Source organism: Levilactobacillus sp. FUA 3915, assembly GCF_044053135.1.
Classification (GTDB): domain Bacteria; phylum Bacillota; class Bacilli; order Lactobacillales; family Lactobacillaceae; genus Levilactobacillus; species Levilactobacillus lanxiensis.
On sequence record NZ_CP168704.1, the window covers coordinates 2,391,402 to 2,411,551 of the forward strand.

Below are 20,150 nucleotides of genomic sequence, written 5' to 3' on the forward strand. Positions count from 1 at the left end.
ACTCACTTTGGGAGGTCGGTGCGCCGACGATTTTTTGTTCGACCCAGTTAACCGGGAGGAAACACATGAAATTTATCCACGCAGCTGATTTACATTTAGATAGTCCCTTTCTGGGATTGACGACCCTCCCCAGTAGCTTACTGACGACCGTGCGGCAATCAACTTTTACGGCGGCGACGCGGGTCTTTGACCGGGCCATCGCCGAGCAGGTCGACTTTGTTTTACTTGCGGGGGACCTGTTTGACCGCGCAGAACAAAGCGTGGCGGCGCAGGCCTATCTTTTTCAACAATTTGACCGTTTAAACGATCACCATATTCCGGTCATTATTAGTTTTGGGAATCATGATTACTTGGCCGACCAGCACCAGACCGTGAACTATCCGGCCAATGTGACGGTTTTGGGGCCCAATGTCACTACGCACACATTGACGCTGGCTTCGGGCGAGACCGTGGCGGTGAGTGGTTTCAGCTACCCCGAGCGATGGGTACCCACGGATCAGGTGGCCGATTTCCCGGCCCACGCTGAAACCAAGTGGCACATTGGCATGCTACACGGTGCCGTGGCCACGGGAACCAGCGACCATTACGCCCCGTTTCACGTGGCCGACTTGTTGGCTAAACGCTATGATTACTGGGCGTTGGGCCACATTCACCATCGGCAATTTCTGGCGGAACAGCCACCAATTCTGTACGCCGGCAACACCCAGGGGCGCAGCATCAATGAGACGGGGGAGAAGGGCGCCTACCTGGTGACCAGTCAAGCCGGTAAATTGGTGCCGGAATTCTTCCCGACCGCCGAAATTCTCTGGGAGGCCGCCGCGTTATCGTCGACGGCCACTAATTTGCCCCAGCTGACGACCGACCTGACGACCTGGCTCACCGCCAACACCGCTACGCAAGCCACGTTGACCGCGGTAACCGTGAGTGGTGCGGCACTGACCGGGGCCGATTTGACCAGTTTCAAAAATGGCGAATGGCTGGCCTTATATCAGCGGACCCACGCCCGCCAGTTGAAGGCCGCCCAGCGTTATTTGATTGGTGTCAAACTTGCGACCAATCAAGCCCAACCAGTCGCGCCCCAGTTGGATCAAGCCTACTGGGAGCAGGGGGCGGCGACAATCTTTACCGCAGATAATCTACAAACAACCTTTGGCAAATTAGCCCAGGACCCGGCCCTAGCCGAGTGGTTTGCTCAGCCCGACACGGCCACACAAGTCCACGAGCAGGCCGAGCAACTTTTGGCAGAATTGATGGGAGAGGAGGCACACGATGAAGCTTAAGCGTTTGACGATTTACGGCTTCGGCCATTTTCACGACCGGACCTTTGACTTGACGGACGGTCTCAACTTTCTGGTGGGCCCCAACGAGGCCGGTAAGTCGACCCTGACCCAATTCATCACGGCCATCCTCTTTGGCTTCCCGACCAAGAAGCATCCCGAGCTACGTTACGAACCGCTGGACGGCAGTCGTTTCGGCGGCGAAATTCAGTTCGTTCAGGCGGACGTCACCTACACCGTCACCCGGACGGCGGGGCCCCACGGTGGCAAGGTCACACTACACAATGACACCACGGATCTGGCGTTGCCGGCCAACAACCTGGCTGGTCTGCTAGCGCCGGTGGACCAACAACTGTTTACCAGCGTTTATGCCATCAACGAGCCGCGACTCGGCCAGGTCTTCGCGGCCTCCAAACAGGAGCTGATCGACCGTCTGCGGCACGTGGGCGCGGTCGGCAGTGATTTTTGGCTAACACAGGCCCACCAATTGGACCAGCAAGCGGATAGCCGCTACAAGCCACAGGGCCGCAATCCCATTTTGAATCAACAATTACAGGCCCACCGCGAGCTGACGGACAAATTAGCCAAGGCAGATGCGGCCTATGGGACTTACTGGCAATTGTTACAGGAACAACAGGATCTGCGTCAGCAGCAGGCCCAAACGCAGGACCAACTGGCGCAGCAACGCCAAGTTACGGTCCAGCTGACGCAGCAGGCGGCCAGTTGGCCGGCGTTTGCGGAATGGCAGCGACTCGGTCAACTGGCCGATCAGCCCGTCCCGAGTGGCTTTAGCGCCGATGATGCCACGCAGCTCGAACAATTACGCGGGCAGGTCACGGCAACGGAAAAGGCCCTGACCGCTGATCAACAACGGGTCCAGGACCTTCAGCAAACGGCGCAATTGCCGCCGTTGTTTCAGGAATACTTACCGGTCGCGGCCCAGGTCGATCCGTTACTGACGCAACTGCCGGCCGTACAACAGGCGGCCCAGACGCAACAGCAGTTAGCCACGCAGCAACGTGACCTCCAGCAACGGTCGACGGCCCTGGAAACCCAGTACGCGGTCGGCGGGCAGATGCCGCGGCCATTTTCACTGACGACCCTGCAGCAAGTCAAGGACCTGCAGGAACGCCTGACCACCGCCAATCAAAAGCGCCGGCGTATCCAGCAGCATCTCAATCAGCTGAATGAACGCTACCAGCAACAACAGCCGACCCGCCAGCAGCAACGCAACCCGCTGGCCGACAAGCAACTGATCTGGTTGGCCGTGGGATTGGTGGTCCTGGTGGGTTCACTGCTCTTGCCAGGGACACTGTTCAAGCTGGTGGGGGCCCTATGTGGGGTCGCCGTCGGCTATTACGGCGTCTTTCAGGTCGACAGCAGCACGCCGGCTAGTCGGGAGCTGGAGGATTTAACGGCTGACATTCGTGACAACCAGGCGCAACTGCGCGAGGGGGGCCACCTCGTCGATGACCTGACCACGCAATTGGACGTTATTGGCGAAGCCCACGGCCTGGGCAACGTGCCGTTAGCCCAGTGGTCGGCCGCCCAGACTGCCATTGCGGAGTGGGAACGCTTATCTCGGCAAATGGAAGAGCAGGGCGCCCAACTGGCTAAGGCCAAGCAGACGATTGCGGATTTTCTCACAGCAGTTGGCCAGGTCTTACCCTCACTGGCGACCAGCGATTTTGCCACGGTCGCCACGCAACTGGCTGATCTACAGGCGCGCCAACAGGCCAGTCAGACCCAATCGGGTGAGCTGGCCAGTCTGACGGAGCGCCTCCGCGCGGATCAACGCGCCGCGGACGAGGCCAGTCACGCGCTGGCCACCTTCCTGAGTACGCGGAATCTGCGGAGTGTCGCGGCCTTTTATGACCGCTACCAAGCCCAACGCGAACGACAAAACCAGGCGCAACAACGGACAACGCTGGCCCAGCAAATTGGGCCGGCCAACCTGGCAGCCTTGCAGAAAGTCGCTGATCAGGCGTCACTGACCCAATCCGTGCAACAGGCACAAACGCAACAGGCCCAGCTGCAGCAGACACTGGACCAAGCCACGACGCAGTTGGCGACTTTGGCCGGGCAACTGGCCCATTTAACAGCCAGCGGGACCCAGGCCACGTTGCGCCAGCGCCTGGCTAATTTGGAAACGCAAATGGTGGCTACGACCCAGGAATGGCTGGTGCAACGCCTGACCAGTCAATGGATCAGTGCAACCTTGGCCGCGGCTTCCGGCGACCGGCTCCCACAAATTGTGGCCCAGGCCAGCAAATTATATGGCAAATTAACGGAAAACCGGTATACTGAAATTGAACTGACCGCGACGACTTTACGGGTACGGCGGGCCGACGGGGCATGGCGCAACGTCGGTCAGCTTTCCCGGGGGACCGCGGAACAGCTAGATTTGGCCGTGAAACTGGCATTTGCCATCGTCATGCAGCAACAGGTTGCCATGCCGTTGCTGATTGACGACGGGTTCGTCAACTTTGATGCGGACCGGCGCCAAGCCGCGTACGCCTTATTGGCGGAAATCAGTCAGACCGTTCAAATTATTTTCTTGACGGCAGATACGGCCGTTGAACGGTTAAACACGGGAAACTTAATTCGGTTAAATGACTAGGAGGGACACATATGGCGGCAACGAAACAACTAATGGACTATGGGGTCGACGAAGCCGTTGACCTCTTCGTCCTCCTGAAGTCGGCGGACGTCCGCACGGCCAAGAACGGGAAGCAATACATTGCACTGGTCTTCGAGGACCAGTCGGGTGAAATTTCTGGCAAATACTGGGACGCCTCACCGGACGACACGGAAAACTATGTTGCCGGACGGGTCGTGCATCTACAGGGGAAGCGCGAGAATTATCAAACGCATCCGCAGATCAAGATTTTCCATCTGCGCTTGACCCATCCAGGCGAACCCAGCGACCCCAACGCCTTCATTGAACAGGCGCCGATGACGCGAGCAGAGATGGAAGAGTACATCACCCAGACCATTTTTGAAATCACGCAGCCAACCTGGAATCGGCTTGTGCGCAAGTTGATTGCGGAGTACGCGGATAAATTTTACACGTACCCGGCGGCCAAGAGTAATCACCACGCGTTCCAAGGTGGCTTGGCGTACCACACGATTTCTATTTTGAAATTAGCGCACGCGGTCGTGAAGCAGTATTCAGACCTGAACGCACCGCTGCTATTCGCCGGGGCCATCCTGCATGACCTGGGCAAGACGATTGAACTGTCCGGGCCCAAGTCGACGGTCTACACGCTGGCCGGCAACCTGGTCGGGCACATCGTGTTAATCGATGGGGAACTGGTCCGGGCCTGTGACACGCTGAAACTTGATCCACAAGCCGAAGATGTGCTGCTGCTCCGGCACATGATTCTCAGTCACCACGGCTTGCTCGAATATGGCTCACCGGTGCGACCAGCCTTGCGAGAGGCGGACGTCTTGCATCAATTGGACGAACTCGATGCCTCCATCATGATGCTCGACACGGTCGTGGCCCACACGGAACCCGGTGAATTCTCCGAACGGGTCTTCGCCATGGACGGTCGTCGGTTCTACCGGCCATCCAGCACCACGCCGCAACCACCAACTGAAGGCTAATGCCAAATAGGGCGTTGTCAATCTCTCACGGGAGACTGGCGGCGTCCTTTTTAAGTGGTTACGGCAGACAAAAAGGGCGCCGACCAAATGATCGGTGCCCCAAACGGAAATGTTTAATTATTTAGATGAAGCTGATGATGACGTCTTAGAACTTGAGCTAGTTGAGAGGTAGTCGGAAAGGATGTTCTTCAAGTCACTATCCTTGATAGAAACGTTACCCTTCTTCAAGACCTTGGCAACCACGTTGTGCAGAACGGTGCTATCGTTCATGTCGTTGTCAATGATTTGCTTCTTCAATTCAGCCTTGTGTTCGTTGATCGTGCCCTTACCAGGGTTCTTCAACATCAAGATGACGTGGTAACCGTATTGCGTCTTAACAGGCGTAGCGGTGTATTCGTCAGTTGATAACTTGAAGGCAGCCTTCTTAAAGGTTGAGTCCAGGGAAGTGTCGGTGCTATCGAAGGCACTCAACTTACCACCCTTGTTCTTGGTAGCCGTATCAGTGGAGTACTTCTTAGCTAACTTCGTGAATTCGCTAGTCAAGTTGCTCTTCTTGGTACCCTTTAAGTCGCTGATAACCGTGTTAGCAGTGGACTTCTTAGATACTAAGATGTGGGCAACAGTGACCTTTGGTTGGTAACTCTTGAATTGCTTCTTGAGTTGCGCGTCACTAACCGTCACGTTATCCTTAACGGCTTCCTTCAAAAGTAAGTTCGAACGGATTTCAGTCTTTAAGCTGGATTCCGTCATCCCACTTTGGGAAAGAACGCTCTTGAATGATGAACCGTATTGTGATTTGTAGGTGTTGAATTGCTTGGTAACAGCAGACTTGCTGACCTTGCTACCGTATTGCTTTTCCAAGACCTTGTTCAAAATCATTTGTTGCAAGACTTGCTTACCAGAAGAGGTACCCTTTAAACTGCTGTAGTACGCACTTTCGGTAATCTTACCACCGTTAGTGGTGGCAACGGTTTGGCTGCCGCAACCGGCAAGCGTTACAGTCAGTAACAAGCCAGCGAAGGCGATAAACCATTTCTTCATATTCCTCAACACATCCATTCATCAAAATTGGTGCAAGCACCATACTCAAACATCATAACACAAATAGTGGCAAACCGAAAAAGGTCGGCAAAGCTTTACAAAAAGTTCAAAATTACTCGCCAGCGTGTTCATCCAAAATTTCTTGAATCGCTGATACCCGCGGGGCAATCTTAAAGGCAAACTTATCGACGTCGGTCTGAATGTCATCCAAAACGGGTTGGGCAGCGGTCAGGGCTGCCGTCAATCCGGTTGCGCGTTGTGCCACGCGGTCCTTGGCTTGACGAATGTCGTCAATTTGTGCGGCCGTGTGCTGCGCCTGTTGTTTGACATTTTTGCCCCAGGTGAGGGGGTCCTGCTTCGTGAGGGTTAGGTAGGCTGCCAAACCAACGCCGACAGCGAGGGTGGTGCCCGTTAGAAAACGACCAAGTCCCATAATTAGCCCTCCAATTGTGCTTTGATTTTTTCTTGAATCGCAGCGTAGTCGGCGGGGGTGTAATTGCCGGAGTTGTCTTTGAAGATCATCTTGAAGTCATCCTGGTCGGTGTAACGAGGAACCAGGTGAATGTGGGAGTGGAAAACGGATTGGTAAGCCACTTTCCCATTATTGTTTAAAATGTTCATCCCGGTGATGGCCGGGTCGGAAGCCTTAACGGCGCGCGCAATCTTAGGAATCCGGGAGAAGACGGCGGCAGCGAGGTCGGCGTCGTAAGCAAAGATATCTTGAACGTGGGTCTTCGGAATCACCAACGTGTGGCCGGGCGTCCCTTGCGAGATATCCAGAAATGCCTTGACGATGTTGTCTTCGTAAACGGTGTAGCTGGGGATGTCCCCGGTTAAGATTTTACAAAAGATACAGTCGTCAGCGTAGTGTGGTTCTAGGGTCATTTGATCCATGAAAACTCCTTCTTTCACTTCGATTTCCCTCATTATACACCACCCATGTCATCCCACGCGACTCAATTCCACTTGACACTATCGTCCTGGGGGTCCGCAACTCCACCTACGGCAGTTCAGACCCGTTTCGGACAGGTCAACTCCACCTACGTCAGTTCAGACCCGCCCCCCTGTGGGGACCGACTGAAGCCAAGGGACGGTCTTCAGTCTTGCTTTTGAGCCTGAGGCCCGGTCTCAAAAGGCATCCCGTGCTGTAAGCCCGAGAAAAATCGCTCGGGCTAACACCACCGACACAGGGGGGCGGGTCTGACTGACTCCGGCTCCGTTGTCCTGTCCGAAGCTGACGCTGGTGTGGGTTGGGGCATCCGAGTGTGGTGTATATATGGTTGAGGTGTGCGATGACTGGGGAGTGACGGAGTGTTAGTGATTGCCTTTGCAGCGAAGTGGGAACAGTTCGTCAGATGAAAGCGGTTCGTCGCTGTCTAATCTGTTGATGCACTCTCGTAGAGAAATAGTGGCGTCAAGCAGCGGTTCCCCACGCAAGACAACATAAAGTGGTGAAGGGAACTATAAGTTAATTGAAGCAGAGACAACAGTATGTCGAATAAAAGCTGACCGATTATCCCATCCGTGGCCTCCGCCTAACGAGTTGGCGGGGCGGGCCTCGCCCTTGACCTTGACCCTAAGCCCTAAGCCCCAAGCCAAAAGAAAGGACAACGCACAATCAGAGCCGGAGGAAGCCAGGTACGGAGACGGCTGTGTCGGTGGTGTTGGCTGAGAGCCTTTCTCAGCCTACAGCACGGGACGACTTTGGAAACTCGCGATTTTTGCGAGGTTTCAAAGCGAGGTGCAGGACCGCTCCTCAGGCTGGAACCGTTCCCCACAGCAGGCGTAGTACCTGGAAGCCGCAGGCGGCCAAGTGTCAGCTATCCTTAATCTTTTGACTTTAAGGGCCAAAGGTCTAAGGGTCTGAGGCCACACCCCGCCAACAAGATAAAAGCAACCCTAAGGCCACGTATGGTATAATAGGGCGGTTAATTCAAAGGAAATGAAGGGATGCATAATGGCACTAGAAGTCAGCCATGTCGTGGGTGGTTACTCACAAATTCCCGTCTTAAAAGATATCAGTTTTGACGTTAAAGACGGTGAATTAGTTGGACTCATTGGATTGAACGGGGCCGGGAAGTCGACCACGATTAATCACGTGATTGGCCTACTGACCCCCCACAAAGGGAAAATCAGTCTGAACGGCGTGACTATCGATCAGGATAGTCAAGCCTACAAACAACAGATTGCTTACATTCCCGAAACGCCGGTGCTCTATCAGGAGCTCACGTTGCGAGAACATTTGGAAATGACCATGATGGCCTATGATCTGGACCAGGAGAAGGCCTGGGTCACGGCGCATGACTTGTTAAAGACGTTCCGATTAGACAACAAGCTTGACTGGTTCCCCGCCAACTTCTCCAAGGGGATGAAGCAAAAGGTCATGATCGTCTGTGCCTTTTTGACCCAAGCCAAGCTGTTCATCATTGACGAACCCTTCCTGGGCCTGGACCCATTGGCCGTCAACGACCTTTTAAACTTAATCGAAGCCCGTAAGAAGACCGGGGCCAGCATCTTGATGTCGACCCACGTGTTGGACACGGCCCAACGGTACTGTGACCGCTTCGTGCTCTTGCACGACGGCCAGGTCAAGACCGAAGGCACTCTCAGTGAATTGCAAGCCGCTCTTCCGGAAGCGGGGGAATCGCTGAATGATATTTACCTGTCGATGACCAAGGTCGACCGCGCATGAGAGATTTATTCAAGAACCGGCTGCAGCGCCATCTCCGGGAAATGGCCAAGTATTTGCGGCTGGTGTTCAATGATTTCTTTGTCTTTGCGTTACTGTTCTTCATGGGTGGCCTGGGATTGGGCTACTCCAACATTTTAAAATCATTAAAGCCGGGCCTGTGGTGGGCACCGGTGGTGGCACTATTGGTACTGGTCATCGTGGCTCAGATTGGCCGGTTTGCAACGCTGATTGAGGATGCCGACCGCGTCTTCCTCCTGCCAAAGGAGCGGGCGATGCACGATTACTTTGTGGCCGCTCGGCGGTACAGCCAGTTTCTGGCGCAGTGTACGCAGGTCATCACGCTGTTCATTCTGGCCCCATTTCTGAGCGTGGCCCTGCACTGGACCGTGGCTAAGATTCTGATCCTCGCGGTGGCCCAAATCGTCTTGAAGGATAGCCTTCTACGGTTGGACCTGGCCAGTGCCTACCAGGTGACCGGGCAACGCCGGATGAACCAGTGGGGATTCAAATGGTTGCTGGCCATCATCGTGATTGCTAGCGGCCTGTGGGTCACACCTTACGTGGCCTTGGTGCTGGCTCTCGTCGTTGACGGGGCAGTGGCCGTTTGGTTCCAACAACATTGGCAAAAGCAACAGATTCGTTGGCGCGAGCAGATCAAGATTGAAGACAACCGGATGCTGGGAATTTACCGCTTTTTCAATCTCTTTACGGAGGTCCCCATGGTTTCGGGCACCATCAAGCGGCGGCGTTACCTGGACTGGCTCTTTACCGGGATCAAACCCAAGCACAGTCAAACGTACCTGTACCTGTTTAGCCGTGGGATGGTCCGGGGCACCGATTTCAGTGGGTTGGTCGTTCGCCTGACGGTCATCGGTATGCTCCTGCTGTACTTCGTGCGGGGCCAGTGGTTGCCCGTCTTTCTGGCGGCCCTGTTCATCTACCTGATTGGTTTTCAGCTCCTGCCATTCTTCCAGCAGTACGACGACGTGGTCTTCACGCACGTTTATCCCGTTCTGCCAGAGTTTCGGCTCAAGAGTTTTGTCAAATTGGTCACGTTGATTCTCAGTACGGCGGCGCTCCTGTTGTGGGTGGTCGTCGTGATTGCCAACCGGCAGTTGGAAACGGCGGGCATCACCTTGCTGGTCGAAGCTGTCGAAGTTTGGTATCTTGCCAGAATCTACACGCCGCAACGGTTAGCGCGTGCCGATAAAAATAAGGCTTGACGTGGCTGCCATTTCCCCATAGAATTAATAATAGCTGACAAATCGAGGAGGGGTGGCACGCATGGCACTAGATATTAGTGACGGCTGGAGTCTGTATCCGCTGGGCGGTAATACGGGCACGGCGTACATGGGAACCAAGGCGTCACAAAAGGTGTTCTTAAAACAAAACGCGTCACCGTTTCTAGCGGCTCTCTCCATGGAGGGCATTACGCCGCGGCTCGTCTGGACTAAACGCTTGGCCACGGGCGACGTCATGACTGCCCAGGAATGGTTAAACGGCCGGACATTACGGCGCAGTGAAATGCGTGAAGAGCGGGTTGCCCGCTTGCTCCACCGGGTCCATCATTCCCATCTGCTTCATGATATGTTATTAAAAGTCGGCGGACGATTTACCACGCCCGCCCAGTTGTTAACTCGCTTACAGCCAGCCTTAGCCGCTGACCTGCGCCAACATCCGCTGATCCAATCAGCCTTTGCGACCTTGCAAAACGAGCAACCGCAACTGCCCAAGACGCATTATGAAGTTTGTCATGGTGATTTGAATCATAAGAACTGGTTGTTATCCGACCGCCAACGGCTTTACCTGGTGGATTGGGATGCAGCCACGTTCGCTGATCCCGCCTTCGACCTGGGCGCACTGCTCTGTGAGTACGTGCCCCTGGAAGAGTGGCAGCGCTGGTTACAGGATTATGGCGAGACAACAACGCCGGACCTGACCGCACGGGTCAACTGGTATGCGCGGGTGCACTGCTTGAGCGTTATCGCGGAGAGCTTCCACCAACAGCGTTTTCAAATCATGAATCAACATTTAATTTTACTCGAAAAGCTGACGCGTGAGTCAGTAACTGATTAAATAACGTCGGCGGGAGCGGGGACAAACCTCGCGCCCGCCGTTGTGCTAACAAGGAGGATTTTACATTGCGTGTACGTAATAAACCATGGGCCAAGGACTATGTGGCCGAACATACCGAACGATTGGTGGCCGAACCAGAACCCTTGAAGGGCAACTGGCAGAGTCGCTTCCCGAAGAACCAACCCTTATTTGTTGAAATTGGGACCGGGAAGGGTCAGTTCATCGTTGAAATGGCCAAAGCTCACCCCGACCACAACTTTATTGGGATTGAAATTCAATTTTCTGTGATTGCGGCCGCCCTGAAAAAGGTCGTGGCCAGTGAACTGACGAACATCCAGTTGGTGCACACGGATGGTGAATCCATCAACACGTTCTTCGCCGCTGGGGAAGTTGCGGGACTTTACCTGAATTTCTCTGATCCATGGCCTAAGACGCGCCACGAGAAGCGTCGGTTAACGTCACCGGTCTTCTTGGCCCACTACGCCGACGTCCTTCAACCAGAAGGGTCCGTTCAGTTCAAGACCGACAACCGTGGCTTGTTTGAATATTCCTTAGGGAGTTTGAACAACTTTGGTATGGCCTTTGATGGCGTTTGGCTTGATTTGCACGCCGCTACCGATGGCGTGGAAGATATTCAGACGGAGTACGAGCAAAAGTTCTCGGCTAAGGGTCCTATCTATCAAGTCATCGCCCATTTCCCAGCCAAGGCCTAATCGCTAAGCATGGTGAAAACGCAGGTTGGTTTTGTCGTTCCCGCCGGTGGGCTCAAGGTGTCCTGCTATGGGGCGCGGCTCCAGCCTGAGCTAGTCACGCGTTCCCGGCGGCGGGTTCAACCTGCTCTGCTGTGGGGAACGGCACCAGCCTGAGGAGCGGTCTGGAGCCTCGCCTTGAAACCTCGCTGTGAATCGCAAGTTTCCAAGGTCGTCCCGTGGTCTAAGCTGAGGAAATCACTCAGCTAAGACCACCGACACAGCTGCTCAGGTTGACCCGCCTCTGGTCACTCAGACTGGCTTGGCAAGGCCCGTTTTCACTGGTCAGGCTTGATTGGTTACTGGATAGTTAATTAATTGGCGTGTATTGGTGTTAACAATTATTAAAAATACAAATCTCCAATCCGAATCCCATTCCAAGGATTCGGATTTTTTTTATTTTCCCACGAACATTTGGCCATCCTTTACGGAGTTAACCTGTGAGGAGGGATGTTTGATGTTGATTGCGGTTCGAGAAAAACAGTTGGTGGATGCGAAGAATGCCGAGCGGGGGCGGTCGTACGTGTGTCCGGCGTGTCAGCAGCGGGTGGTCTTACACCATGGGACGCGGGTGCAGCCGTACTTTGCCCACCGGCCGCAGTCACCGTGCACGGTTAAGGGGGAAGGAGAGACGGCCCAGCACGTGTTGGGGAAACGCCAATTGGCTGAGTTCTTTGCGCCCTGGGGAGCCATTACCTTGGAACGAATCTTACCCAGCATTGCTCAGCGGGCCGACTGTTGGGTCGATCATCAGCCGCGGCCGATTGCCCTGGAATTTCAGTGTAGCCCCATCAATCGTGACGAGGTCGCCGAACGGACGCTGGGCTATCAAGGCTTGGGCGTGTATCCACTCTGGTTACTGGGGAGCCGGTTCGCCAAGCAAAAATTGGGGTGGCACCTGATCGACCGCTTTGCCAGCTGGTTAAACGGGTGGGGACTGTGCCTGTTGTTCTGGGATGTGGACCGCCACCAACTACGCGTCGACCATCACATCTGTCAGGCGATTACCGGTGAATACCAGTGCCAGTCGGTTTGGCTGACGAACGTGACTGACTTGTCGGCCGGGTCGCAGCGCCGTTTGTGGTGGGCCCAACCGAATCTGGCACGTTTTCGCTGGGAACTGGACCGTGATTTGCGCCGGTCATCCGCCGCACTAAAACCCTTACAGACGGCGGTTTATTTGACGGGGCATCATCTGGCTGGGTTTCCTCAGGTCTTAGCGACGGTGGCAGTTACGGCGCCCATCTTTGGCCGTGGGCTGTTACTTTGGCGCATCATTTTGGCGGCATGGCTGTTTGAACGGTCAAACGTGCTGACGGATACTTTGGAGCGCTTAGCGTGGACCGCCTTTCAGTTAGTGGGTGGCGAGGTCACGGCGGTTCGGTTTACGGGACAGGCGGCTTATTTGAAAGCCGTCGACGATTTACTAGCCGATTTGATCCAAGCGGACCTGGTCAAACGTACAGCGACCGGTTGGCAAATTATCTCGGAACCGCATTGGGATGCAGATTATACCGCATGGTTAGAAAATGATGAGAAAGTTTTGGGCTGATTTCCCAATGGCACGGGTGAAAGTGGTAAAATATTGCTATGCAATGTTAAAGGAGGATGAGAAATTTGAAACAAATTCCCAAACGTTCCGCAGTTCCCACGGCTCTGACCTGGGACTTAACCACGATTTACCCCGACGACGCGGCTTACCAAGCTGCCGTGAAGGACGTCCAAGCCGAAGCGACGAAGATGGCCGCCATGAAGGGGCAATTATCCCAGAGCGGTGCCGATCTGTACCGAGTGACCAAGGCCAACTTTGACCTGGAACGCCAGTTAGAACGCGTTTACGTTTACGCCTCCCTGAAGAATGATCAGGACACCGGCGATGCGGCCGCCCAAGCCTTGATGGGCCAGGCGGAAGGCCTCTTGGCAACCGTTGGGGCAGCGGCATCCTGGTTCGAGCCAGAAGTCTTGGCCTTGGACCCAGCCGACCTGCAAAAGCTGATCGATGCTGAGCCTAAATTAGCGGTGTATCAACACATCTTTGATGTCTTAGGGCAACAACGGGCCCACACACTGTCCGTCCAAGAAGAAAAGCTCTTGGCGGGGGCCAGCGATATCTTCGCCGCCTCATCGAAGACCTACAGCGTGCTGAGCGATGCCGACTTGAAGTTTCCCGTCGTTCAAGATGAAAAGGGTGACGACGTCCGGCTCTCAGAAGGCCTCTATGGGGTCCTGTTGGAATCCACCACGCCAGCCGTTCGTGAACAGGCCTTTAAGGCCCTGTACAGCGTCTATCAACAATTCCGGCATACCTTTGCCTCTACGCTGGCTAGCGAAGTTAAAACGCATAATTTCAACGCTGACGTTCGTCACTATGCCAGTGCCCGTGAAGCTGCGATGAGTGCCAACAACGTGCCCGCCGTGGTTTACGACACGCTGGTCAAGACGGTCAACGACCACCTGGATTCCCTGCACCAGTACGTGAACCTACGTAAGGAAATCCTGGGCCTGCCTGAACTGCATATGTACGACCTGTACACGCCAATCACCGGGGAACCTAGCCTGAGCTACACTTACGAGGAAGCCCAACAGGAAGCCTTGAAGGCGCTGAGCGTGCTCGGTCCCGATTACGTGGCCAACGTGCAGAAGATGTTCGATACCCGCGCGATTGACGTCGTGGAAAACGAAGGCAAGCGCACAGGGGCCTATTCCGGTGGGATGTACGACACCAAGCCGTACATCCTGTTGAACTGGCAGGACAGTCTGGAAAGTCTGTTCACGCTGGTCCACGAAATGGGTCACAGCATGCACAGCCACTACACCCGGACGAACCAACCCTACCAATACGGGGATTACTCCATCTTTGTGGCCGAAATTGCTTCGACGACGAACGAAAATCTCTTAACGGATTACCTGTTGAAGACGCAAACGGATCCCCAGGTGCGCGCCTACGTGTTGAACCACTACCTGGATGGGTTCAAGGGGACCGTTTACCGGCAGACCCAGTTCGCTGAATTTGAAGACTACATTCACACGCAAGCCGCTGCCGGGGAGACCCTGACGGCCGACTTCATGAGCAAATTCTACGGCGACCTGAACCGGCGTTACTACGGTGACGGGGTCGTGTCTGATCCCCAAATTGCTGACGAGTGGACGCGGATTCCGCATTTCTACTACAACTACTATGTTTACCAGTATTCCACTGGTTTCGCGGCCGCAACGACCTTGGCCCAACGCGTGTTGAGCGGGGATGACGCCAAGCGCGAGGCTTATCTGAACTACCTGAAGTCTGGGAGCTCCGACTTGCCACTGAACGTGATGAAGAAGGCCGGCGTCGACATGACGCAGCCAGATTACCTGCAGACGGCATTTAAGACGTTTGATGACCGCTTAGCTGAATTCAGCCAACTGGCCCATGAATTAAAGAAATAGCGCATAAAAAGAGACTGATCACCCACCCATAATTGGGCAGTGATCAGTCTTTTTGGGTTGCATTCAGATTAATTTTAGTAGGATTGCCAGTCGCGTTGCCAAATCAGGCCCATGGTCTTTTCACCCGTGTGGACACTGATGGCGGGGCCGAGTTGGCTCTGGACCACGCGAACCTCTGGAAATTGGTCGGTGAGCGCGGCGTCCCAGTCGTCGGCTAGGTCGGCGTTGTTGGCGTTGATGACCGTGACCAACAGAGGATAATCGACCTGGGTCAACGTCTCCTGGAGCTTGTCAGTCATGTAGTGGAAGGCCTTCTTCATGGTCCGTTCCTTGCCAATGGCGATAATCTTACCTTCGTCGTTGAACGTCAGGAGGGGCTTGATGTTGAGCAGGTTACCGATGATGGCCGAACGGTTACTGAGACGACCGGTCCGGGCCAAGTGGCTCAGGTTGTCCACGGCAAAGTACACGTTCATGGTATCGCGCAAGTCCTCAAGTTGGGGGACGATGTCGGCGGCTGCGTTGCCGTTAGTGACCAATTGGCCCGCTAACAGGCACAGGTTGGCCTCGCCGGCACTGGCGACCAGGGAATCGACCGGGTAGATGTGAGCCTTGGTGTAGGTCCGGCAGAACATCTTGAGGTTGCTCATGAACGAGGTAATCCCACTGGACAGGTGAATCGAGATAATCTCGTCGTAGCCCTCGTCGGCCAGCCGGTCATAGGCTTCTTCAATCTGGCCCAGGGAGACCTGTGCTGTGGTGGGCAGCTCCTGATCCGTTTTCAGGTAGTCGTAGAACGTCTTCAGACTTAACTTGGATTCGGCGTACTGCTGGTCACCTAAAATCACGGTGATGGGCAGGACCACGATATGAAATTGCTTGATCTGTTCAGGGGTGAGGTAGGAGGCGGTGTCCGTAACGATAGCTGTTCGCATAAGTTTTCCCTTCAGTTCAACAAAATAGTTGGGTCAATCATACCATATTGCATTCTAATTCGGTAGTGGAATGTATCACTAACATTTACAATTAAGCGGATGATTAGTGAGTTGGAAACACCCCAGGCCAGTCAAAATTTAGAGGGCCTGCCCGCAACGTGCCGACCGAAATCACTCACACGAAAAAAATGGCTCCGTAAAATCACGCAGATTTTACGAAGCCAGTTTTTAAGTTGAACAAGCGACGAAACTACAACACACGTAGGTTGGGTTGATTGTTCCCCAGCATTAATGAAGTCGCCTGTTCATTAGTTTGATAATTAGGTTCAGCCATTAACATTTCTTTCGTGGCAACGCCTTGGCTTTCACAGACGTCGCAGAGGGCATCATAAGTCACGTCGTTTAAGAGCAACCCACAGTCGGAAACATCACAGTTAAAAATCACAGCGGATGAGGATTGTTCGATCTTCATTTCAGCCGCTAACTTTTGATCCGTCTTGAAGGCTTGTTTCGCCAGATCGGATTGACAGTCTTCCGTGAACATGTCGAGGTCCAGGTGGCACTTCTTGGCCATTTCTAAAGTCAGTTCTTCCGTAAAGCTTTGGTGCTGACTGACAACGGCATCCTGCATGTTGAGCAGGAACTTGCGCCCCTTACGCTTACCTTGGAAAAGGGCGGCCTTATAAGCCAAAATTGCTTGGTAGGTGACGTTGAAGCGCGCGTTTCTCTCAGTGAGCGTTGGCCGCGAAGAGAGGGATTGCGCGATGATCTGTTGGTTAAGCAACGGAACAAACTGGAACGACACCTTGCTATTAAGATGATCGGCCAACCGCATGATATTTCGTTCAGAACGCATACAACGCGCACCGAGCGGGTTGACGAACAAATAGACTTCTAACACATTGCTTCCTCCTATACCTGTCCTAGTTGGCAATCAGCAAGGGTCGCCAAACAAAAAGTAACAATACCACTACATTACCAAAATTTCAAAAAATAGCAATTGGAACGTTTGTTTGAGGTGAAGACCGTTCGTTTAAAACGCAACCCTATCATGCAACATTTTTGCGCGGACGTAAAGCTAAACGCCTCGTAAAAGGGAGTCGGTCCGTTCGTCAAACGATAAGTGAAATGTTTAACAAATTAATGAGGTAATTACTCTCGGTTGCTGAGGAAATATGGTAAAATCGAGAGATGAGTCATGTTTTACCCGAGAGAAAATCATCGGGTAGACGTGGAATTAAGGTTGGGGGATAGTCATTATGGTAACGAACTGGGATCAATTTTTATTGCCCTATCAACAGGCCGTGAGTGAGCTCAAGGTGAAGCTCCGCGGTATCCGCAAGCAATTTGAAAATAAAAATGAGCGGCCGCCGATTGAGTTCGTGACGGGTCGGGTCAAGCCAGTCCCCAGCATCAAGGAAAAGATGTCCCGGCGCCACGTGGCCGAGGAACGGCTGGAACAGGATATGCAAGACATTGCGGGCTTGCGGATCATGTGTCAGTTTGTGGAAGACATTTACCAAGTCGTCGACCTGTTACGGCGGCGGACCGACCTGACGATTCTGGAGGAACGGGATTACATCCATAATGAGAAGCCGAGTGGTTATCGGTCTTACCATATTGTGGTGGAATATCCGGTTCAACTGGTCTCCGGTGAGAAGAAGATTCTGGCCGAGATTCAGGTGCGGACGCTGGCCATGAACTTTTGGGCCACCATCGAGCATTCATTAAATTACAAATACCAGGGCGCCTTTCCAGAGGAACTCAGCGACCGCCTGCAACGGGCAGCCGAGGCCGCCTTTAAGTTGGACACGGAAATGTCCGAGATTCGTGAAGAAATTCAAGAGGCCCAGCAATATACGCCGAAGCATGAGAGCGATGTGGATGGAACGCCTCACCAGAATAAGGAAGATTAGTTATGAAGGTTTCCATTTTTAGTAATAACGGCCCGTCCTCACAAAAGGTGGCGACGGCGCTGCACCGTGGCTTAGAGGCTGCGGGGGTAACCATCGATAGTCTGAACCCAGATATCGTGGTCACGGTCGGCGGGGATGGCACGCTGCTATCCGCGTTTCACCATTACAATGACCGACTCGACAAGGTCCGCTTTGTCGGGATCCATACCGGCCACCTGGGCTTCTATACCGACTGGCGGGACTTCGAGGTCCAAGAGCTGGTCGACAGCTTAGCCGATGACAACGGGCAAAGCGTGAGCTATCCACTATTGTCGATTCAGGTCGACTACGCGGATGGCACGCACTCGGATCAGGCGCTGGCCTTAAACGAATCCACCATTAAAAAGGTGTCTGGGACCATGGTCGCCGACGTGTACATCAAGGACGAACTCTTCGAAAGTTTTCGGGGGGATGGCCTGTGTATTTCGACGCCGACCGGTTCCACGGCCTACAATAAGTCCGTGGGTGGGGCAGTGCTCAATCCACGGTTCAACGCGATTCAAATGGCAGAGATTGCGTCCATTAACAATTTAGTCTTCCGGACATTGGGGTCGCCCCTGATTATCCCAGCGGACGAATGGATTCGCATCGAACCCACGGACCCGACCGACAACGTCTTAATGTGTGATCAGCTCGGCATCGAGGGCCGGCCCATCAAGGCCATCTCGTACCGCATCGCGCGGCAACGCATCGCCTTCGCTGAGTACCGGCACACCCATTTCTGGCAACGGGTCGAAGCTTCCTTCATCGGACGGGAGAACGTATGATTAATTTTAAATGGACAGTGACCGGTGAGAGCCCGGTCCACGTACGCACGGTGCTGATGGCCCACGGGGTCACCCGCACCTTTTTGAAACGCGTGAAATTTCACGGCGGCATCATCACGCTGGACGGGGTCGAGGTCCGGGTGATTGCGATGGCGCAACCAGGGCAAACGGTGGGGCTGCAGCTGCCACCGGAACCGGCCAACGACCACGTGGCGACCTCGTTTAAGCCGCTGGACATCCTCTATGAGGACCCGCACTTCTTGGTCGTGAATAAGCCGGCTGAAATGGCCTCTGTGCCGTCGCACCTGTATCCAGATGATACGTTAGCTAATCGGGTCAAAGGACACCTGACGGCCATTCATGCGCCCAGCACGGTGACCCACATCGTGACGCGCTTGGACCGGGAGACCAGTGGGGCGGTGCTGTTTGCCAAACATCACTTTGCCCATTCCATCCTGGATAAGCAGCTGAAGGATCACGCGCTGGACAAGCGCTACATTGCGCTAGCGACCGGCCGAATTTCCGTGGATCACCAGCTGATTGACGCGCCAATTGGGCGGGCAGCGGACTCCTTTATCAAACGAACCGTCCGGCCAGATGGGCGCGCGGCTCAGACGGAGTTCTGGGTTCGGGGACGTTCTCGTTCGGTCACCTTACTAGCCCTCAAGCTCCATACCGGCCGAACGCATCAGATTCGGGTCCATTGTCAGTCGATTGGGCACCCACTAGTGGGAGATTGGTTGTACGGCAAACAAACCAACCCCTGGATTCACCGTCAAGCCTTGCACTGCGCGCGTTTGCGCTTCTATCAGCCGTTCTTGGGTAAGTGGATCACCTGTTACGCACCACTGCCAGATGACATGGCAGCGGTTATCACCAACGAGCTTATAAACTGAACAATCTAGTCAAAGGGTCCCGTCAACGCAGTCTGTTGGCGGGATTTTTGTGTCGATAAATATCCAATTGTTGGTGGTTTATACGGAGGTTACTAGTCGAAATTCGACAAGTTAGTAATGAAAACGGTTTCTGAAAGCTGATGACCTGAGGCGGCATCGGCCTAGTTGAAATATAAATGGATTAATAGACGGATGAATAAAATAGTTAAAATTGCGAAGAATATTAATGTTACACTTCAAAGAATGTGTGTGGATAGTAAACTGATTTACGTGAAAAGTTAAGGATTTCTAAACTAAATGCTTGATTTTTGATCGCAAAAATGGCCAATAATCGTTTGCGCACAAATCGTCGTATGGACAATATTTTCATCAAAATATAATTTTTAGGAACTATGAATATCTTTTGACGAATTTGTAACAGTTAATGGTATAACCCCTGTATTTATCGCACGATAGAAAGGTAACAATTGATTAACACTTTAAAAATCCTGATTTAACGCGATTTATAAACTGAACTAATCAGGAAAAAGTCTGATTATCAGCTTAATAATTCTAACTTTACGGATAAAATGGCGGCAAGAAGTTTGATGTTATAGTTTTAACAATTAACATAGTTTTAGCGAAATCTTAGAAATATTATCAATAAATTTATCTTTAGAACAGTGCGTAGAGTAAATCTATGCTAGAATAGCAATTGTCAGGGGATGGTTTATAGGGGAGACCCTTT

General features: G+C 53.5%; 17 protein-coding genes. 12 read left to right on the plus strand and 5 right to left on the minus strand.

Features of this window, described 5'->3' with window-relative positions; translation table 11 throughout:
- Nucleotides 1–65: 65 nt before the first annotated feature.
- From ACEPST_RS11100 to ACEPST_RS11110, 3 genes are read left to right on the plus strand one after another with little or no spacing between them, the layout of a single operon-like run.
- Entirely contained in the window at nt 66–1,280 is a 1,215-nt protein-coding gene (locus ACEPST_RS11100) for a metallophosphoesterase family protein (protein WP_204121808.1), read from the plus strand.
- A complete protein-coding gene (locus ACEPST_RS11105) occupies nt 1,270–3,897 on the plus strand; it encodes an ATP-binding protein (RefSeq protein WP_204121807.1) in 2,628 nt (875 codons plus the stop codon). Before ACEPST_RS11100 ends, ACEPST_RS11105 begins: the two co-directional genes overlap by 11 nt.
- Before the next feature lie 11 nt (nt 3,898–3,908).
- Nucleotides 3,909–4,886 (plus strand): 3'-5' exoribonuclease YhaM family protein, encoded by a 978-nt coding sequence (locus ACEPST_RS11110; protein ID WP_204121806.1) that lies wholly within the window; start codon nt 3,909–3,911, stop codon nt 4,884–4,886.
- 117 nt (nt 4,887–5,003) lie between these two features.
- Here the strand turns inward: ACEPST_RS11110 and ACEPST_RS11115 are convergent, their stop codons facing one another.
- From ACEPST_RS11115 to ACEPST_RS11125, 3 genes are all read right to left on the minus strand, one after another.
- Nucleotides 5,004–5,927 carry a peptidylprolyl isomerase PrsA gene (locus ACEPST_RS11115; RefSeq protein ID WP_204121805.1) on the minus strand — a complete coding sequence of 308 codons (924 nt, stop codon included), beginning with the start codon at nt 5,925–5,927 and terminating at the stop codon, nt 5,004–5,006.
- Between the two features lie 112 nt (nt 5,928–6,039).
- On the minus strand, nt 6,040–6,360 hold the full coding sequence (locus ACEPST_RS11120; protein WP_125763167.1) for a hypothetical protein: 321 nt from the start codon (nt 6,358–6,360) through the stop codon (nt 6,040–6,042).
- 2 nt (nt 6,361–6,362) lie between these two features.
- The gene (locus ACEPST_RS11125) at nt 6,363–6,821 is read right to left on the minus strand and encodes an HIT family protein (RefSeq protein ID WP_203637228.1); all 459 of its coding nucleotides are present in this window, start codon (nt 6,819–6,821) and stop codon (nt 6,363–6,365) included.
- A gap of 1,063 nt (nt 6,822–7,884) precedes the next feature.
- Here ACEPST_RS11125 and ACEPST_RS11130 point away from each other — a divergent pair.
- The 6 genes from ACEPST_RS11130 (at nt 7,885) to pepF (ending at nt 14,870) form a co-directional block, all read left to right on the plus strand.
- Nucleotides 7,885–8,619 (plus strand): ABC transporter ATP-binding protein, encoded by a 735-nt coding sequence (locus ACEPST_RS11130; protein WP_203645969.1) that lies wholly within the window; start codon nt 7,885–7,887, stop codon nt 8,617–8,619.
- Entirely contained in the window at nt 8,616–9,842 is a 1,227-nt protein-coding gene (locus ACEPST_RS11135) for an ABC transporter permease (RefSeq protein WP_204121804.1), read from the plus strand. The genes ACEPST_RS11130 and ACEPST_RS11135 overlap by 4 nt, the downstream gene beginning before the upstream one ends.
- A gap of 61 nt (nt 9,843–9,903) precedes the next feature.
- Nucleotides 9,904–10,695: a phosphotransferase family protein gene (locus tag ACEPST_RS11140; protein ID WP_125763159.1), complete on the plus strand. Its 792-nt coding sequence runs from the start codon at nt 9,904–9,906 to the stop codon at nt 10,693–10,695.
- Nucleotides 10,696–10,760: 65 nt separating this feature from the next.
- Entirely contained in the window at nt 10,761–11,408 is a 648-nt protein-coding gene (gene trmB, locus ACEPST_RS11145) for a tRNA (guanosine(46)-N7)-methyltransferase TrmB (protein WP_395390825.1), read from the plus strand.
- A gap of 493 nt (nt 11,409–11,901) precedes the next feature.
- Entirely contained in the window at nt 11,902–12,996 is a 1,095-nt protein-coding gene (locus ACEPST_RS11150; RefSeq protein ID WP_204121802.1) for a competence protein CoiA, read from the plus strand.
- 56 nt (nt 12,997–13,052) lie between these two features.
- Nucleotides 13,053–14,870 (plus strand): oligoendopeptidase F, encoded by a 1,818-nt coding sequence (gene pepF, locus ACEPST_RS11155; protein ID WP_204121801.1) that lies wholly within the window; start codon nt 13,053–13,055, stop codon nt 14,868–14,870.
- Nucleotides 14,871–14,944: 74 nt separating this feature from the next.
- On the opposite strand, the gene ACEPST_RS11160 is transcribed toward pepF, so the two are convergent.
- Nucleotides 14,945–15,805, minus strand: coding sequence for a DegV family protein (locus ACEPST_RS11160; RefSeq protein ID WP_204121800.1), 861 nt, complete (start codon nt 15,803–15,805; stop codon nt 14,945–14,947).
- A gap of 250 nt (nt 15,806–16,055) precedes the next feature.
- Nucleotides 16,056–16,706, minus strand: a complete 651-nt coding sequence (locus ACEPST_RS11165) for a DsbA family protein (RefSeq protein WP_204121799.1) — start codon at nt 16,704–16,706, stop codon at nt 16,056–16,058.
- A gap of 358 nt (nt 16,707–17,064) precedes the next feature.
- On the opposite strand from ACEPST_RS11165, the gene ACEPST_RS11170 reads away from it, so the two are divergent.
- The 3 genes from ACEPST_RS11170 to ACEPST_RS11180 are packed head-to-tail and all read left to right on the plus strand — an operon-like array spanning nt 17,065 to nt 19,423.
- Complete coding sequence (locus ACEPST_RS11170; RefSeq protein ID WP_125763147.1) at nt 17,065–17,721, plus strand: GTP pyrophosphokinase; 657 nt, start codon at nt 17,065–17,067, stop codon at nt 17,719–17,721.
- Between the two features lie 2 nt (nt 17,722–17,723).
- A complete protein-coding gene (locus tag ACEPST_RS11175; RefSeq protein ID WP_204121798.1) occupies nt 17,724–18,527 on the plus strand; it encodes an NAD kinase in 804 nt (267 codons plus the stop codon).
- Nucleotides 18,524–19,423 (plus strand): RluA family pseudouridine synthase, encoded by a 900-nt coding sequence (locus tag ACEPST_RS11180; RefSeq protein WP_204121797.1) that lies wholly within the window; start codon nt 18,524–18,526, stop codon nt 19,421–19,423. The genes ACEPST_RS11175 and ACEPST_RS11180 overlap by 4 nt, the downstream gene beginning before the upstream one ends.
- The last annotated feature ends 727 nt before the right edge of the window (nt 19,424–20,150 follow it).

Excerpts from the sequence above, each read along its gene's own strand:
- ACEPST_RS11100 (WP_204121808.1), top strand. The coding sequence starts at position 66 with ATGAAATTTATCCACGCAGCTGATTTACATTTAGATAGTCCCTTTCTG.
- ACEPST_RS11105 (WP_204121807.1), top strand. The coding sequence starts at position 1,270 with ATGAAGCTTAAGCGTTTGACGATTTACGGCTTCGGCCATTTTCACGAC.
- ACEPST_RS11110 (WP_204121806.1), top strand. The coding sequence starts at position 3,909 with ATGGCGGCAACGAAACAACTAATGGACTATGGGGTCGACGAAGCCGTT.
- ACEPST_RS11115 (WP_204121805.1), bottom strand. The coding sequence starts at position 5,927 with ATGAAGAAATGGTTTATCGCCTTCGCTGGCTTGTTACTGACTGTAACG.
- ACEPST_RS11120 (WP_125763167.1), bottom strand. The coding sequence starts at position 6,360 with ATGGGACTTGGTCGTTTTCTAACGGGCACCACCCTCGCTGTCGGCGTT.
- ACEPST_RS11125 (WP_203637228.1), bottom strand. The coding sequence starts at position 6,821 with ATGGATCAAATGACCCTAGAACCACACTACGCTGACGACTGTATCTTT.
- ACEPST_RS11130 (WP_203645969.1), top strand. The coding sequence starts at position 7,885 with ATGGCACTAGAAGTCAGCCATGTCGTGGGTGGTTACTCACAAATTCCC.
- ACEPST_RS11135 (WP_204121804.1), top strand. The coding sequence starts at position 8,616 with ATGAGAGATTTATTCAAGAACCGGCTGCAGCGCCATCTCCGGGAAATG.
- ACEPST_RS11140 (WP_125763159.1), top strand. The coding sequence starts at position 9,904 with ATGGCACTAGATATTAGTGACGGCTGGAGTCTGTATCCGCTGGGCGGT.
- ACEPST_RS11150 (WP_204121802.1), top strand. The coding sequence starts at position 11,902 with ATGTTGATTGCGGTTCGAGAAAAACAGTTGGTGGATGCGAAGAATGCC.
- pepF (WP_204121801.1), top strand. The coding sequence starts at position 13,053 with ATGAGAAATTTGAAACAAATTCCCAAACGTTCCGCAGTTCCCACGGCT.
- ACEPST_RS11160 (WP_204121800.1), bottom strand. The coding sequence starts at position 15,805 with ATGCGAACAGCTATCGTTACGGACACCGCCTCCTACCTCACCCCTGAA.
- ACEPST_RS11170 (WP_125763147.1), top strand. The coding sequence starts at position 17,065 with ATGGTAACGAACTGGGATCAATTTTTATTGCCCTATCAACAGGCCGTG.
- ACEPST_RS11175 (WP_204121798.1), top strand. The coding sequence starts at position 17,724 with ATGAAGGTTTCCATTTTTAGTAATAACGGCCCGTCCTCACAAAAGGTG.
- ACEPST_RS11180 (WP_204121797.1), top strand. The coding sequence starts at position 18,524 with ATGATTAATTTTAAATGGACAGTGACCGGTGAGAGCCCGGTCCACGTA.